Origin of the sequence: Candidatus Accumulibacter aalborgensis (assembly GCF_900089955.1) — a bacterium.
Taxonomy (GTDB): domain Bacteria; phylum Pseudomonadota; class Gammaproteobacteria; order Burkholderiales; family Rhodocyclaceae; genus Accumulibacter; species Accumulibacter aalborgensis.
This window is the reverse complement of the sequence record NZ_FLQX01000136.1, coordinates 16,776-31,767: the sequence shown is the minus strand read 5'-3', so window position 1 is coordinate 31,767 and position 14,992 is coordinate 16,776. Positions and strand designations below refer to the sequence as shown.

16 protein-coding genes and 2 pseudogenes are annotated in these 14,992 nt (G+C 62.5%); 7 read left to right on the top strand and 11 right to left on the bottom strand.

The genetic code is table 11. The annotated features are described in order from the left end of the window. Positions 1–13 precede the first annotated feature (13 nt). The 3 genes from ACCAA_RS22760 (at position 14) to ACCAA_RS16385 (ending at position 2,401) form a co-directional block, all read left to right on the top strand. Positions 14–238 (top strand): DUF1214 domain-containing protein, encoded by a 225-nt coding sequence (locus tag ACCAA_RS22760; RefSeq protein WP_186408324.1) that lies wholly within the window; start codon positions 14–16, stop codon positions 236–238. A gap of 85 nt (positions 239–323) precedes the next feature. Further along, the gene (locus tag ACCAA_RS16390) at positions 324–1,145 is read left to right on the top strand and encodes a transporter (protein ID WP_245754621.1); all 822 of its coding nucleotides are present in this window, start codon (positions 324–326) and stop codon (positions 1,143–1,145) included. Between the two features lie 20 nt (positions 1,146–1,165). Then, complete coding sequence (locus tag ACCAA_RS16385; protein WP_186408323.1) at positions 1,166–2,401, top strand: cation:proton antiporter; 1,236 nt, start codon at positions 1,166–1,168, stop codon at positions 2,399–2,401. Between the two features lie 66 nt (positions 2,402–2,467). Here the strand turns inward: ACCAA_RS16385 and ACCAA_RS16380 are convergent, their stop codons facing one another. Beyond that, positions 2,468–2,863 carry a bacteriohemerythrin gene (locus tag ACCAA_RS16380; protein WP_186408322.1) on the bottom strand — a complete coding sequence of 132 codons (396 nt, stop codon included), beginning with the start codon at positions 2,861–2,863 and terminating at the stop codon, positions 2,468–2,470. A 180-nt stretch (positions 2,864–3,043) separates the two neighbouring features. On the opposite strand from ACCAA_RS16380, the gene ACCAA_RS16375 reads away from it, so the two are divergent. Then, positions 3,044–3,883 carry a bestrophin-like domain gene (locus ACCAA_RS16375; protein WP_186408321.1) on the top strand — a complete coding sequence of 280 codons (840 nt, stop codon included), beginning with the start codon at positions 3,044–3,046 and terminating at the stop codon, positions 3,881–3,883. A gap of 95 nt (positions 3,884–3,978) precedes the next feature. Here ACCAA_RS16375 and ACCAA_RS16370 read toward each other — a convergent pair whose 3' ends face one another. After that, the gene (locus ACCAA_RS16370) at positions 3,979–6,396 is read right to left on the bottom strand and encodes a tetratricopeptide repeat protein (protein WP_245754620.1); all 2,418 of its coding nucleotides are present in this window, start codon (positions 6,394–6,396) and stop codon (positions 3,979–3,981) included. 377 nt (positions 6,397–6,773) lie between these two features. On the opposite strand from ACCAA_RS16370, the gene ACCAA_RS16365 reads away from it, so the two are divergent. Both ACCAA_RS16365 and ACCAA_RS16360 read left to right on the top strand, forming a co-directional pair. Further along, positions 6,774–9,263: an autotransporter gene (locus tag ACCAA_RS16365; RefSeq protein WP_186408320.1), complete on the top strand. Its 2,490-nt coding sequence runs from the start codon at positions 6,774–6,776 to the stop codon at positions 9,261–9,263. 33 nt (positions 9,264–9,296) lie between these two features. Then, entirely contained in the window at positions 9,297–9,518 is a 222-nt protein-coding gene (locus ACCAA_RS16360; RefSeq protein ID WP_186408319.1) for a hypothetical protein, read from the top strand. Between the two features lie 177 nt (positions 9,519–9,695). Here ACCAA_RS16360 and ACCAA_RS16355 read toward each other — a convergent pair whose 3' ends face one another. Together ACCAA_RS16355 and ACCAA_RS16350 are read right to left on the bottom strand one after the other, a co-directional pair. Next, positions 9,696–10,871: an ATP-binding protein gene (locus ACCAA_RS16355; RefSeq protein WP_186408318.1), complete on the bottom strand. Its 1,176-nt coding sequence runs from the start codon at positions 10,869–10,871 to the stop codon at positions 9,696–9,698. Positions 10,872–11,031: 160 nt separating this feature from the next. Next, positions 11,032–11,277 (bottom strand): hypothetical protein, encoded by a 246-nt coding sequence (locus ACCAA_RS16350; protein WP_186408317.1) that lies wholly within the window; start codon positions 11,275–11,277, stop codon positions 11,032–11,034. On the opposite strand from ACCAA_RS16350, the gene ACCAA_RS16345 reads away from it, so the two are divergent. Further along, the gene (locus tag ACCAA_RS16345; RefSeq protein ID WP_186408316.1) at positions 11,269–11,718 is read left to right on the top strand and encodes an RpnC/YadD family protein; all 450 of its coding nucleotides are present in this window, start codon (positions 11,269–11,271) and stop codon (positions 11,716–11,718) included. The two genes, ACCAA_RS16350 and ACCAA_RS16345, sit on opposite strands and share 9 nt — an antisense overlap. A 37-nt stretch (positions 11,719–11,755) precedes the next feature. Here the strand turns inward: ACCAA_RS16345 and ACCAA_RS16340 are convergent. The 7 genes and pseudogenes from ACCAA_RS16340 to ACCAA_RS16310 all read right to left on the bottom strand — a co-directional run bounded on the left by ACCAA_RS16340 (position 11,756) and on the right by ACCAA_RS16310 (position 14,931). Further along, positions 11,756–12,189: pseudogene (locus tag ACCAA_RS16340) on the bottom strand (hypothetical protein). Continuing rightward, positions 12,170–12,751 (bottom strand): nucleotidyltransferase domain-containing protein, encoded by a 582-nt coding sequence (locus ACCAA_RS16335; protein ID WP_245754619.1) that lies wholly within the window; start codon positions 12,749–12,751, stop codon positions 12,170–12,172. The pseudogene ACCAA_RS16340 and the gene ACCAA_RS16335 overlap by 20 nt, the downstream one beginning before the upstream one ends. A 242-nt stretch (positions 12,752–12,993) precedes the next feature. Further along, positions 12,994–13,167 (bottom strand): annotated as a pseudogene (locus ACCAA_RS22195) (UDP binding domain-containing protein); the annotation flags it as partial. A 234-nt stretch (positions 13,168–13,401) separates the two neighbouring features. Beyond that, entirely contained in the window at positions 13,402–13,593 is a 192-nt protein-coding gene (locus ACCAA_RS22755) for a DUF3368 domain-containing protein (protein WP_425394491.1), read from the bottom strand. Between the two features lie 95 nt (positions 13,594–13,688). Continuing rightward, a complete protein-coding gene (locus ACCAA_RS16320; protein WP_186408337.1) occupies positions 13,689–13,952 on the bottom strand; it encodes a UPF0175 family protein in 264 nt (87 codons plus the stop codon). Positions 13,953–14,387: 435 nt separating this feature from the next. After that, on the bottom strand, positions 14,388–14,657 hold the full coding sequence (locus tag ACCAA_RS16315) for a Txe/YoeB family addiction module toxin (RefSeq protein ID WP_169071575.1): 270 nt from the start codon (positions 14,655–14,657) through the stop codon (positions 14,388–14,390). Beyond that, positions 14,650–14,931, bottom strand: a complete 282-nt coding sequence (locus ACCAA_RS16310) for a type II toxin-antitoxin system Phd/YefM family antitoxin (RefSeq protein ID WP_186408314.1) — start codon at positions 14,929–14,931, stop codon at positions 14,650–14,652. Before ACCAA_RS16310 ends, ACCAA_RS16315 begins: the two co-directional genes overlap by 8 nt. Positions 14,932–14,992 lie beyond the last annotated feature (61 nt).

Sequence of the window (14,992 nt, the reverse complement as noted above, 5' to 3'; positions counted from 1 at the left end):
GACGTAACGTTAATTGCCGAAAGCTGAAACAGCGCGAAATTGCCACTGTCCTCGGCGTACCTCAACCCAAAGTCTCTGCATTGAAGAACTCGGCAACAAGTCGCCGGGCAGGGACAAGGAGTCGAACTGGCTGCCGGCGCCGACAGGCAACTTCTCGATTTGGCTGCGCACATATTGGCCCGGCCAGGCCATCCTCGACGGCACCTGGAAGCCGCCGGTCGTCCGCATGGTAAAGTGAGCTTGGGGGGCGCGTCCTACCTGCTGTAACCACTACCCTCCCGGCCATTCACCGGTCGGGACTCTTTCTTGTCAGGGAGCATCGAGTGATATTCACCACCAGAACCAGCTTGCGTTTCTTGGCGGCGTCGACCGCCGCACTGTTCACCGCCCCCCCCGCCCTCGCCGAAATGAGCGCCGAGGAACTGGCCAAGCTGGCGCAGAACCCGGTCGGCAATCTGGTCAGCGTGCCGTTCCAGAACAATACCAATCTCAACTTCGGGCCCGAAAAGGGAACGCAGAACGTCCTCAACATCCAGCCAGTGATTCCGGTCTCGGTGAGCGACGAGTGGAACGTCATCACCCGCACCATCGTGCCGGTGGTCTCGATGCCTTCGCTCTACCCCGGCGACGACCGGACCAACGGCATCGGCGATACGGTGTTCACAGCCTTCCTCTCGCCGGCCAAGCCCGGCAGCTTCATCTGGGGCGCCGGGCCGGTGGTGCAACTGCCAACGAACAGCAATTCGGAACTCGGCAACAAGAACTGGGGCCTCGGCCCGTCGGTGGTGGTGCTCCACCTCGAAAAGGGCGATCCCTGGGTCTACGGCGTGCTGGTCAACAACATCTGGTCGCTGTCCAGCAACAAGCAGGGCGGCTCGTACAACAACGGCCTGATGCAGCCTTTCGTCAATTACAACTTCGACAGCGGTTTCTACATCACCAGCGCGCCGATCATCACTGCCAACTGGAAGGCCGAAAGCAGCCAGCGCTGGACGGTGCCGCTGGGCGGCGGGGTGGGAAAGATCTTCCACTTCGGCAGGCTGCCGGTGAACACGCAGTTATCGGCCTACTACAACGTGGTGACGCCGGATAACGGTGCGAACTGGCAGATTCGCGCGCAGGTGCAGTTCATGTTCCCCAAGTAAATCTTTCCCGGAAGGCCGGCATGTGGCTCCTCGACTACCTGCACAAGCTGGTCGCAGTTCTGCCGACCCTGGCCAGGTTTGCGCTGTGCATGGTGTTGATCGTCATCGTTCCGCGCCTGTCGCGCCGCGTCCATCTGCCCGAGGCGGTCGGCCTGCTGCTCAGCGGCGTGCTCTTCGGGCCGCATGTGCTCGACATTTTTCCCCACGAGCATCCGGTTCTGAAATTCTTCGCCGAAGTGGGCGCGCTGTTCCTGATGTTCTTCGCCGGGCTGGAGCTCGACCTGACGCTCTTTCGGAAGAAAATCTACCGCGCGCTCGGCTTCGGCGTGATCACCACCTCGCTTCCCCTGCTGCTGGGAACGCTGGTCACCCTGGGGTTCGGCTATGAACTGCTGCCGGCCATCGTCGTCGGGTCACTGATCGCCTCGCACACGATGCTCGGATCGACGATCATCGCCAGGCTCGGGGCAAGGAACCTTGAACCGATGGTCGTCACCTTCGGAGCGACGATGGTTTCCGACACGCTCTCCCTGCTTGTGTTAGCTGTCTGCGTGCCCCTGTACACCCACGGCTTTTCGATCTCCGGGACCGCCATCCAGGTGTTCGAAATCGTCGTCTTCATCCCGCTCGTACTGCTCGGTCTGGGCCGCGCCGGGGCCTGGTTGTTGCGCCGCGTAGAGAACGACGAAGAGACCTACTTCATGCTGATGTTCGGCCTTCTCGCGGTGACGGCCTTGCTCGCCGAGTGGATCAACCTGCCGGGGATCGTCGGCACTTTCCTCGCCGGCCTGGCGGTGAACGCCTCGGTTCGAGACAAGCCGGCCAAGGGCAAGCTGGAGTTTCTCGGCAGCAGCCTGTTCATCCCGATGTTTTTCATCGTGACCGGCTTCCTTATCGAACCGTTGGCCCTGGCGCGCAGCATCAGTCAGGATTTTTTCCTCGCAGCGGGGATCCTCGGCGCCCTCATCGCCGGCAAATGGATCGCCGCCGAAGCCTGTGGGCGTGCTTTCGGCTACCCTCTGGCGGCGCGCCGAACGGTGTGGTCGCTGACGCTGCCGCAGATTGCGGCGACGCTGGCAGCGACGCTGGTCGCGCACAAGACCTTGGATACCAGCGGCCAGGCAATGCTCGACAACCGCATGCTCAATGCCGTCCTCATCGTGGTGCTGGTGACCGCGATCCTCGGGCCGATCCTGACGCAACACTACGCGCCCCGCATGCTGGCGGAAACTCCGAAGCGACCCGCCGGCGGTTAGCGGGCGAACACCCGGACGGTCAGACTTTCCTGTGTAGGCGAGGGAAAGCCTCGGCCACTGACCGCGCTACTGTCCGTTGCGCAACTGGTCGGCGAAGCGCCGGTCACGCGTGGCGATGTGATTACCGATGAAATCGAGAACCTCTGCCGCCTTTGCCGCCACCAGCGGAGAACTGCCCGCAGCATGATCGGCGGCGATCTGCCGCAACACGTCGAGCATATGGCTGTGATCGTCGACATGGTCCGCGTAATCATCATGGCTTTTCAGACGCATCAGCAGTTCCTCGGACATGAAGTGCGCCTCGCTGTAGGCGATCAACTGATCGAGAATCTCGCTGACCGAAGCGGCATCGCGATGCGCCGCGACGGCGCCGCACAGCGCCTGCAACAGGCCAAGTTGAACGTCGTGCTCGCCATCGGTAGCGGCATTCGACGCGCTATTGAAGTCGGAAATGTTGGTCATCGATAGCCCTTTCAATCTGCCCACGCTGGAAATTCGGCAGCGCACGAGATGCTGTCAAGCGGCGGCATCGTTCCGTTCAGCGAAAAGCGGGAACAATCGATCGCCGATTGACGGCCGCTACCTGAAGCAGAGATACTCGGAGCTGCCGTGTCCAATTTCCGGCTCACCAGGTGGAGCATCATGCCAGCTATCGTCATCGCGGTCATCGTTTTTCTCAGTACCTTCGGCAGCGTGCTGCTCGGCGCTTTTCTGCGCCAGAGGTTGCCTGAGCACCATGTCAGCGAAGATTCCAAGGATATCGTCGTGCTCAGCACCGGGCTGGTCGCCACCCTGACTGCATTGCTGCTCGGCCTGCTGGTCGCCTCGGCCAACGAGTCCTTTCAGTCATTCAACGGCGGGCTGGAAAAAATGGGCACCAAGCTCATCGCCCTGGATCGTGTGCTGGCGCACTACGGTCCGGAAACCAGCGAGGCGCGTGCCTTCCTGCGTCACCATACGCTGACGGCGGTTCTGCGCAACTGGCCGGAAGATGCACAACAGTTGGCCGGGTTTGCGCCGACCGGCGAACCGACTGCAACGGCCAGCGTCGCCCACTCAGCCTCCGTCGAATCCGGGAGGCTGGAAGACTTGCGTAAAACGAGCGACGTTCTGGCACGAATCCAGAACATCCTCCTTGAACTCAGCCCGCAGGACCATGCACAAACCTGGCGCCAAGCCGAAGCCTTGGCCCTCACCAGTCAGCTCTCGGAAGAACAATGGTCGTTGGTCGAAAAGGCGCAAAGTCCGCTGCCCAATCCCCTCGTGCTCATCCTGGTGGTCTGGCTGGTAATCCTGTTTGCTACCTTCGGGCTCTTCGCTCCGCGCAACAAGACGGTGACCACCATTCTGGTTCTCTGCTCCTTGTCCGCCTCGGCGGCCATCTTCCTCGTGCTCGAACTGAACAGCGTGACCAGCGGCATGATGAAGGCGTCGAGCTCGCCCTTGGTCACCGCGCTGCAGGTGATGGGTCCGGTGAAGTGATGACGCCTGACTGCCCTGGCATTCCGGTCCCGCGCAGCCTCTAATTCCAGACGGATGGACGCTTCGATGGGCAGATAAAATGTTTCCGGGTGCCCTCAGTGCCCTTCGAGTTCGGTCACCAAGCGCTTCAGGTCGGCGTTGTCCGGCATGATCCCGGCGAGCTGCTTTGCATAGATCAGCGCCGCCGGCCGGTCGCCCGCCTCACGACTCATCGAGAACAAGGCAGCGAGAATGTCGAGATCGTTGGCATGGCGCTGGTTAGCACGGCGCAGCAGGGCCAGTGCTTCGTCGCGCTTGCCGGCAGAATGCAAGGCGATGGCCTGAACGTAGGCATAGCGCGCGTTGTCCGGAGCCAGCCTGGCGGCCTCGACGAACTCCTTCAGCGCTGCGGCTTTCTTGCCCTGGCGCGTCAACGCGAGACCGAGCGCATGGTGCAGGTGTGCATCGCGCGGCATCACCGCCAATCCCCGGCGCAGAACCTTTTCCGCCTCGGCCTCGTGCCCCTGCTGACGCCAGGCATCCGCCAGATTGACGTAGGCGCCGGCAAACCCGGGGTCAAGCGCGATGGCGCGCTCGAAAGCAGCAGCCGCCTCGTCCATGCGCCCCTGGCGCAGGCGCAGGTTGCCCAGGTTCACATTGCCCGAGGGCCAGTCGGCCTCTTGCTGCAGTGAGGCGACATACTCCTGCAAGGCCGCTTCGCGAGCCGCCCGCCTACCCTCAGGGATCTGGGCATCGGGAACGTCGGCGAGGACTCGCGCGGCTTCGATACGCACGCCGAGAACGGGATCGGAGAGCAGCGGCGAGGCACTCAGCACTCGATTCAGCGGATCGATCGGCGCGATCATGCCGAGAGCGGCGACGCGTACCGACGGGTCGGCATCGTGCAGCAACGCCCGCGCTGCCGGCAGCGCGCCGGGGTGGACGTGCGCCTGGGCGAGCGTCGCCGCGGTCGCCCGAATGATCGCCGGTGCCGCCGGACTAGCGGCCAGATCGAGCAGGCCGGGCAAGGCCGCCGCCCCCTGCGTCTGACCTGCGTGCAGGGTCGTGCCATACTGCGGCCGCTCGCGCCAGGCCTTGCCGTACCATTTGTCCATCGCGCTGGCCGCCCATTGCGGCTTCCGGTCGCTATGACACTGGGTGCAGGCATTCGGGCTGCCAAGCGAGATCGACAGGTCGGGCCGTGGCACGCGCATGCTGTGATCCTGCCGGGCGTGAATGACCATGTAGTTCTGCGTCGGCATGTGGCAGGTGACGCACTGTGCGCCCTTGCCACCGGCGCTGTGCTGGTGGTGTTTCGGGGAATCGAACTCGGTAGCGTTGTGGCAGCGCGTACAGAGCGCATTGCCTTCGGCGCGCAACTTCTGCGAGTGCGGATCGTGGCAATCCATGCACGTCACACCACGCTGATACATCCTGCTCTGCAGGAACGATCCCCAGACATAGACCTCTTCGCGCTGCTGACCGTCAGCGTGATAGTTTGGAGCAGTGAGCATCGCCAGGCGATGCGTGTCCTCGAGCGGCGCGCCAGCCTTGCCGCCTTCGCGCAGCGTCGAGCGGCGTGAGTGGCAGGCAGCGCAGGAATTCATCGCGGCGGGGTCGGCCAGGTGGTCGCGTGCGGCGAATCTCGCCCCCTCCGAGGGGAACTGCCACGCTTCTTTCCAGCGGCTGTTCAGCGACGGCAGACCCTTGTCGTCCGCGGCGGAGTATGGCGGCTTGGCGTGCCGTGCCCAGTCCACGTGCGCTGAAGCCGGGCCGTGACAGCTTTCGCAGGCGACGTTGATTTCGCTGAAAGTGGTCCGGTAGGTATTGCTCGCCGCGTCATAGCCCTTGCGCAGATTGGTCGAATGACACTCGGCGCACTGCAGTGCCCAGTTCTGGTAGAGGCCTGTCCAGTGCAGCGGGTCCTGGTGATCGATTTTCTGGTCGGGATAGAGGTGGAACCAGCGCTGCCCCCCCTCGCCTTTCGGCCGCGTATCCCAGGCGATCGGCAGCGTCTGGTAGCGCCCGCCGGGGAAGGGAATCAGATACTGCTGCAGCGGATACAGCCCGAAGGTGTAGCGTATTTCGTAGTCTGCCAACTTGCCGTCCGGGCCATCGGTGCGCACCATGAACTGGTCGCCACGTCTGAAGAACGTGGACTCGACGCCATTGTTCCTGAACTTGACATTGGCAAAGTCACCGAGCACGGTCGAGGCCTTGGCCTCCTGCATGGCAAGCTGGTGATGCGAACCCGACCAGGCCTTGAATTGGGGCTCGTGACAGGTCTGGCACGACTGGGCACCGACATAAGTGGCATTGGCCGGCAGCGCGGCGTCTGCGGCTGAGACGGGTGATAGCGACGCCGGTGATGAGGGCGCTGGCGCCCTGGACGAAGAGCCAAGGAACAACCCGCCGGCGATCGCCAGCAACAGCGCCAGACCAGCGGCGACGAACCACTTGCGCTGCGGGTGCTCATTGGCGGCTGTCGATGGCAAGGCCTGCGGTGTTGCCTTCTTGGTGAGTTTTCTGGTCATCCAGCGATGCGCGCGACTGAGGGTGAAAGTTCCCTCAGCAACGGTCGCATCTCGTGTCGCCAACGGGTGGAAGTGAGGCTGACGCAATGATAACAGATCGGCCTTTCATCGAGTTTTGCCGGACGCCACTCGGTGTGCGACTGAAAGTGTTTCAAGAGCACCCCCGCCCGTCAGTCGCCTTGCCCGGAGAAGACAAGGCATGCTAATCTCGCCACCGATGCCGGGCCAGGCCGGCGCCAGACTTTCGGCGATACCCACCGTCGGCGCCCAGATTCGATGTCGTGTTTCGAAAAATGCGTTCTTCGTGGCGTGAGGAACCCTCGTCCTCCTTCGAGCCCAATCCTGACCTCCTGACCTCCTGACCTGAGAGTCCAACCATGAATGTTCATCGCCTCGTCGCAGCCATCATCTTTGCCGGCTTTCTGATTGCCAACCTGGCGATCAGCGCCCTCGCGCAGACGCCGAATACGGCGCCGCCGGCCGATCCCTGGCCGCGAGATCTCAGCCTCAGCAACGCGGCCGTACTCGTCTATCAGCCGCAGATAAACCAGTGGACCGACAATAGAATCGACTTTCGCGCCGCCTTGGCGATCAAGCCGACCGGTGCGCAGCAGGAGACTTTCGGAGTGGTGTTTGCGACCGCGCGCACGCAGGTCGACAAGGTGGCGCGTACCGTCGTGTTCGAAAACCTGAAGATCACGCGCAGCGATTTCCCGACGCTGCCGGATCGTGGCGCCGCGTATGCAGCCGAACTGCAGACGCGCTTCTCGGCCGACCTGAGGACGATTTCGCTCGATCGGCTACAGGCGTCGCTGGCTGCGGCCGGGATCAAGCCGTCGACGGTGCCGGTCGACAACACACCGCCGCAGGTCATCATCAGCTACTCGCCGGCGATCCTGGTGCCGATCGATGGCGCGCCGGTACTCAAGCCGGTGCCAGGCCACGCCCTGCTGCAACGGGTGATCAATACGCGGGCCCTGATCCTCAAACGCGGCGTGGGCGACAGCTACTACATTCACGTTTATGACGGATGGCTCACATCGAGTTCGCTCGGCGGTCCGTGGACGCAGGCGTCGTTCGGGCCAGTGGAGAGAAAGGTCGCCGACGCCGTCGCCCAGCAACTCGCCAAGGCGGCGACGGTCGACCTGCTCGACGGCGGACCCAAGGCCAGCCCGAAGCCATCACTGGCCAACGGCGTGCCGACGATCTATACCGTCCAGGGCCCGGCCGAGCTGGTCATCTTCAATGGCCAACCCGATTTCGTTCCGGTCGTCGGCACGCAACTGCTGTGGGCGGCAAACACGACCAACGACGTGCTGATCGACCTCGACAACAACGCCTACTACGTCCTCCTCGCCGGTCGCTGGTTCCGCGCCGCTGCGCTCACCGGACCGTGGACCTTCGTCGCCAGCAATGCCTTGCCAGCAGGCTTCGCGCAGATTCCGACCGGGTCGGCGGCCGCTGCCGTGCTACCTTCAGTGGCTGGTACGCCACAGGCACAGGAAGCGGCGATAGCCAACTCGATCCCGCAGACGGCGACCGTTCCTCTCAACAACGGGCCGCAATTCACGCCGTCCTTCGATGGTCCTCCGCAGTACGCGCAGATTCCCGGCACGCCGCTGACCTATGTCGCCAACGCATCGGTGCCGGTCGTGCAGGTGAACGCGAACAGCTTTTACGCGGTCTCGGCCGGCGTATGGTTCACCGCATCGCAGTTGACCGGGCCATGGCGGGTCGCAAGCTCGGTACCTGCGGTCATCTACACGATCCCGCCGTCGTCACCGCTGCACTACGTCACCTATGTGCGCATTTACGAAGCGACGCCAAGCGTGGTGTACACGGGTTATACCCCCGGCTATCTCGGCACCGTCGTCGAGCCCACGGGAACCGTTGTGTACGGCACCGGCTACGCCTACACGCCGTGGATCGGCTCGGTTTGGTACCCGGCGCCAGTGACTTATACCGTCGCTGCGGCGCCGGTCTACAACCCCTATGTCGGCTTCACCTTCGGCTTTGCCGTCGGACTGGCCACGGCAGCCTGGGCAACGCCCTACTACGGCGGCGCATATGCCGTCTACGGCGCGTACTACCATCCGGCGTACTGGGGTGGCTACCCGTGCTGCGCTTCCGCCAGCGCCAATGTTTACGGCCACTGGGGCAACACGGTGACCGCCGGCACGCGCTCGTGGTATACCGGTGGCGGCGTCGCCGGAACGACCGCCAGCGGCAGCTACTACAACCAGCGCACCGGCACCTCCGGCAGCTACGACGCAGGCAAACAGTTCAACGCCAACACCGGCAACTACACGCGCGGCTACGACCGCACGATGAACACCGCCGCCGGTGGTTCCGGGAATGTGGCCCGCGCCAGCAATGACAACGTCTATTCCGGACAGCGATCGACGGCGTCGAGCGTCTCGGCCACCGGCGCCGGCGGCAGCACGTATCAGCGCAGCGGAGCGACGACCGCCGGCCCCGATGGCTACGCCCACGCCGGTGAAGGATCGACCTACAACGCCAACACCGGCAAGACCAACACCTGGAGCACGGGCTCCATGGGCAACAACCATTATGCCGATATCAACGGCAACGTGCACACCAACACCGGCGATGGCTGGCAGCAACACTCGTCAAACGGATGGTCGAGTTCGCCCGGTGCTTCGTCGTGGGGTGACCGGGAAGCGGCGGCGAGGAGCAGCGGCGATGACCGTTTCGGTGGCTTCGCCGGGGCCGCAGGCGGTGATAGTCGCTTTGGCGGTGGCGGCTTTGGTGGCGGTGATCGCTTCGGGGGTGGCGGTTTCGGGGGTGGCGATCGCTTTGGCGGTGGCGGCTTCGGTGGCGGTGGCTTCCGCGGTGGTCGTCGTTGACCGAGGGAGTGGCGTTTGAGTGGCGGTGAACTGATGCTGACGATTGCAGAGCAATGGGAACAGCTGGCGATGGAAAAAGGGATCGAGAAAGGCGAGGCACGCCTGCTGACGCAGTTGTTGACCTGGCGCTTCGGGCCCCCGCCGGCCTGGGTCGAGACCAAACTGGCGCACGCCGAACCGGCGCTCATGGAGGCATGGGCGAAACGCGTGCTCGACGCACAGACCCTGGACGCCGTGTTCGTCGAACGAGGCTGAAAGCCCCCTGCAGCGGCGGGAATCCAGATTCATCCATCTGATCCAGATGTTAAAAGACCGATCTGGATAAACGAACTGGATTCCCGCCTACGCGGGAATGACGGTAATTCAGCAGGTGAGCAGCAGAACAAATTTACCGTGGGAAGCATGCGACCATGAGTTGACGATTCTGTCCCTTTATGTTGATAGCAAGTCGACATCATTGGTCAGTTCCCGCCAGCCCATCACCCTCAAGCCGCTTCGTACATAAGCCTGATCCCCGCCGTAAACCAGCCACGGAGGAGCGGCCGCGTCGCCGGCAAAGTGCGCCGACCTTTGTCCGGCGCGAATGTAGTCAGTCGTAGCAGTCTGGCCCGACTTGATTTCAATCGTTTGCAGGCGCTGGCCCTGCTCAAAAACCAGGTCAGCCTCCAGGCCGTTGTTGTCCCGCCAGAAATAGAGATCGGCCGGCAACCCGGCATTGAAGCGCGCCTTGAGAAACTCGCCGACCACCAGCGTCTCGAACAAGGCACCGCGCGAGGGGTGCAGCGCTAGCACGTCGGCCGAACGAATGCCCAATAACCAGGCGGCCAAGCCCACATCCGTGAAGTACAACTTGGGCGTCTTGACCAGTCGCTTACCGAAGTTCCGGTGATAGGGCGGCAAAAGAAACACCAGATAGCTCGATTCGAGTACCGACAGCCACGCACGTGCGGTGGTCTGGGAAATTCCCGCTTCACCCGCCAGGGCACTGAGATTGAGCAACTGACCCGTACGTCCTGCGCACAGGCGCAAGAAACGTTGAAACGTCGACAGATCCTGCACGTTCAGCACCTGCCGCACATCTCGCTCTACATAGGTGGCCACGTAGCTGGCGAACCAGTCCGCCGGATCGATCGTGTAAGCGTGCAGAGCAGGATAGCCGCCCCTCACCAATAGGGCATCGAGCGAAGTCACTGCCTCCTTTGCCGATGGGATCTCCGCAAGAGACAACGGCAAGAGGTGGGTCAACCCTGCTCGTCCCGCCAGGGACTGGGTTATACCGGCAAGCAATCCAAACTGCTGCGATCCGGTCAGAACGAACATCCCGGGTCGCCGCGACCGATCCACGACTCCTTGCAGATGAGAGAACAACTCCGGCCACCGTTGTGCCTCATCAAACACCGCTCCGTCCGGAAACCTGGCCAGAAACCCACTCGGATCTTCAATGGCGAACGCCCTTTCGATCGGGTCTTCCAGGCTGACGTAAGGCCTATCGCCAAAAGCGAGTCTGGCCAGTGTTGTTTTCCCCGACTGCCTTGGCCCGGTAATAACGACCACCGGAAAGCAGCCCGAAAGGCGATCCAGCGTCGAGAGGAGATGCCGAGGGAACATCCGAGCAATTATACATATTCACGCAACTTTCGTGCATATGTATATTGTCCACGCTCTGTGGGAACCTTATTGTCAGTCGCATTGCACGCCACTGGGAAGTCCGCCGGACCCCGGCATTCGGGCGGAGCAGACTATTCCCCGAGACCTCGCTCAAACCTCGTCAGTCGCGATACCAGGTGACGAAGCGGCTGACGCCTTCCTCAATGGGGGATGCTCGGTGCGAGAAGTCGATCCAATCCTTGAGCAACGACGTCTCGGCCCAAGTGGCCTGGTCGTCGCTATCCGGCATCGGCAATAGCCGCTTTGTCGCCGTCTTGCCGAAAGCGCTTTCGATCGCACCGATGAAATCGAGCAGCGGCACGCGCTGGTCCGAGACGACGAGCTGCAAGGTGCGGTCATGCTGCACACGGCGCTGCTGACCCTGAAGTATATCTTCCGGGACGAGTTGCGCGACCGGCTGCCGGAAATTCTGGGACTGCTGCGGGACCTGGCGCAGAGTTCGAATGGCTTGGGCTATGTGCGCACGCTGCTGCGATACCTGGCGCAGGCGGCGAGTATCGACCGGTTGAGCGGTGACGAATTACGCCAGGCAGTGACGCAGACTTTGAGTGGTGGAGGTGAACTGATGCTGACGATTGCAGAGCAATGGGAACAGCAGGCAATGGAAAAAGGGATCGTGAAAGGCGAGGCACGACCGCTGACGCAGTTGTTGACCTGGCGCTTCGGGCCCCCGCCGGTCTGGGTCGAGACCAAACTGGCGCAAGCCGAACCGGCGCTACTGGAGGCGTGGGCGAAGCGCGTGCTCGACGCACGGACCCTGGACGCCGTATTCGTCGAAGGATCCTGAACACCCCAGATACATATACTGTTTCCGAATTACGGCATTACGTGTTACCCGAATTACGTGTTACCCCGCCCAGTCGGGCGGCGACCTTGCCACAGGCTTCGATCAGGTCGGCGACGAGCCGCTCGTCCACGTTCAGATCGCCTTCGTACTCGCCCAGATTGCGGGTTGCATGGCATTTGGCCAGCACACGCCAAACCTCCGGGCCCAGACCCAAGGTGTGCGGCAGCACCTGAAACACGATGTAGCGGTTGCCGGCCCGGTAGCCATGCCAACGCAGTGCAGCCAGGCAGAGCGCATGGGCCGCGTTATAGGCCAGGTCGAAGCGGCTTTCCAGCGAATTGGCCGGGTTTCCGCATCCTTCAGACGAGCGAGGGCCGAGCGCTTCAAGCCTGCAACCTCACGTGCATCCGGCGGCTCTTTCGCCAGCGGCTTGCCTGGCCAGCACAGATTCTCAAGCGGCGACGAGGTCATGCTCATCCCCGATCAGCCATAGCTTGGGCTGCGCCAGCACCCGCGTCACGAAGGCATTGCCTTCGCCAACCCGACGAGCCAGTTCCGCAGGCGAATAAACCGTAGGGTTTACGGGTCGGCCAAGCTTGCCGGCCACCGCTTCCAGCGTCCCGAACAAGTCTGCGTAAGTCAGGCTGTCGCTTATCACCATCAAGTCGATGTCGCTCGCCGCGGTGTCGCTTTTCTTTGCCACCGACCCGAACACGAAAGCAGCGTCAATCTGATCAGCCAGCGCTGCGAGCGCCTCGCGCAGCGGCCCAGCGAGCCCGAAGGTTTTCTGCGTGATGCCACAAAGCTCGGCAAAAATGGGCGAAGCAGGATTCGCCTGGAAATGCTTCTGGTTGCCGCGCTGCGTCACCGTTACCAGCCCGCTTTCGGCCAGCCGCTTCAGTTCACGCTGCACTGCCCCGGATCCCGCTCCAACCAGACCGATCAGCTCGTTGGCAAAAAAACTCCGCTCCGGTTGGCCAAACAGATGGCCCAGCACCCGCTGCCGGGTGGACGAAAACAGGGAGTCCGCCATGCTGGCTGGTTGATGCAACGGATCAGGCTGTTCTATCGTACCCATCTTGGGCATGTTAAAACCCATATTGGGCATAAGCAAGCGGAAATTGCCCTGCCAACGCCGCCAAGTCGCTTGCGGTAGCGAATACGGTGGACGGAATTCAGTGACAGTATTCTCACTTGCAAACTCGGACCGCCCAGCCGCTGCCCCTGCCGCCGCCCTCTACCGCTCCAGCGCCACCCACCCCGAGGCCCCTCCCCTCGCCCGATGGCGTAATCCTCGAGCCCGAGGCTGCGGACCAGGGCGGGGTCGAAGAGGTTGCGGCCGTCGAAGAGCAGCGGCTGCTTGAGCAGTGCCCGCATTTGCTCGAAGTCTGGGCTCTTGAACTCGCGCCACTCGGTAACGATGAGCAGCGCATCGGCATCGCGTAGCGCGGACGGAAAGCCTGGCTGCATCCTCCCACCCGCCACCACCTGTGAACGATGAACCTAAAAACCTCGGTTGGCGGGGGAAAATCCTGTTCATGCTTCGACAGGCTCAGCACGAACGGGATTTTTTCGGCTCACCCAACGGGTGAGCTTCCGTTCGCCCTGAGCAGCCCGCGTAGCGGGCGTGTCGAAGGGCTCTCGTGTCATCAACAGAGGTTTCTAGGATGAACCGTTACTTGGCTACTCACCCACTCGGGTCAGCACCATCCGGATCACTTCGGCGGAAATACGGAAGTCGGACTGGTGCAAGGCGCTGAACACGTCTCGAGCGGAGGCGACGAGTCCTCGGGTCTTGGCCATGCCGATGACCGCCGCCGTGCCGGCTACCTGGAGGCCCATTTCCAGCGCGGGTTGCCCGCCCGGCCCGCTCATCCATCATTCCTCGGGCATCCATACTTCGCCAAACAACGCAGCCAGCCATGGCAAACCATCCACCAGCGACAAACCGATCAGCGGACTCGCGTTAGTCAGGACGATGCGAGCCATTGCTCCAGGGTATCCAGGTCGCTGACGGCCTCCTGGGCATCCAGTTGGATGACCGCGATGCCGAGCCGTGAAACATGGGCGGCGAAGTGCGACATCGTCATCCCGGCCAGGCGCGCCGAGCGGGCCAGCGACAGATGTCCTGCAGGGAACAACGCTGTCGCCAAAGCCGCCTTGACGCCCGGCGCCGCCAGCGTGCCATCCTTGTTCAGGCCCACTATCAGCGCATCCGGCCGATCACGATTCATGAGCGGCTGCGCGGTAGCGCGCACGCTGACCCGGATTCCTTCGTTGCGCCAGTCAATCGGTCGTTCAACATCCCCTGCGGGACTCCCACGACGGTCTGAGAGCGGGAGCGTCCTGGCCCCACGCGCCGACGCGATGTTCGCGCAATAGTGCGGACGGTATCTACATTTGCTGTCTACCTGCGGCCAAAAGCCCCCAGAGATACATATACTGTCCCCGAATTACCAGGTGATCGACGTTGTCGCGTTCGGCGAAGGGCATGCGGCTGTTGCCGCTGTAGACGCATTCAGTGGCGATCGACAGCGTATCCGGCTAACGCAACGCCGGGGAAGTGGCGAGGGCTCGTGGGGAGTTAACTATAGGGTTCCCTTTTTTCTGTCCCCTTTTTTCGCTTTTTTCCTAGGCCAGGCTAGCGGCGCCGCCGAGTCACGTGAGTTTCAATAGTGATACCGCCCCTGCAAGAACTCCACGCGATCGGCTTTCACCAGGTAGACACAGCGATGCTCTTGAGTGATGCGCCGCGACCATACGTCACCCCCCAGGTACTTCAAAGGTTCTGGTTTGCCGATCCCGTCAAATGGATCCCCCAACACCGCCTCTACCAGTTCAAGCAGACGCCTGGCTGTACGGCGATCAGTCTCCACCCAATAGCGCAGGTCCTCGATAAATTCCGGCTGGAAAACCGCAAGCCGGGCGACCTTAGCCATCAAGCCCCAGTTCCTGCTTCAGGGTATGCACAGGCGTCGGCTGCACCTCGCCCGCCCGAGCGCGTCCCAGGGCAGAGAGCATTCGCTCTGCGTTCTTGGGGGAACGCAGAAGGTGAGCGGTTTCTGTAAGACTCTCCAGTTCGTCCGCAGCAATCATGGCCACCGCCCCGCCGGAACGGCGACGCACCACCACAATCTCGCGATCATCCACGGCCCGATCCATCAGCGCTTTCAACTGATCGCGGGCCTGGCTATAGGTTGTCTCGATGGTCATGTCCAACTCCAGATAACTTGTACAGAATTATTGTACATCAAGCCCCGTTGCATCCTCCACC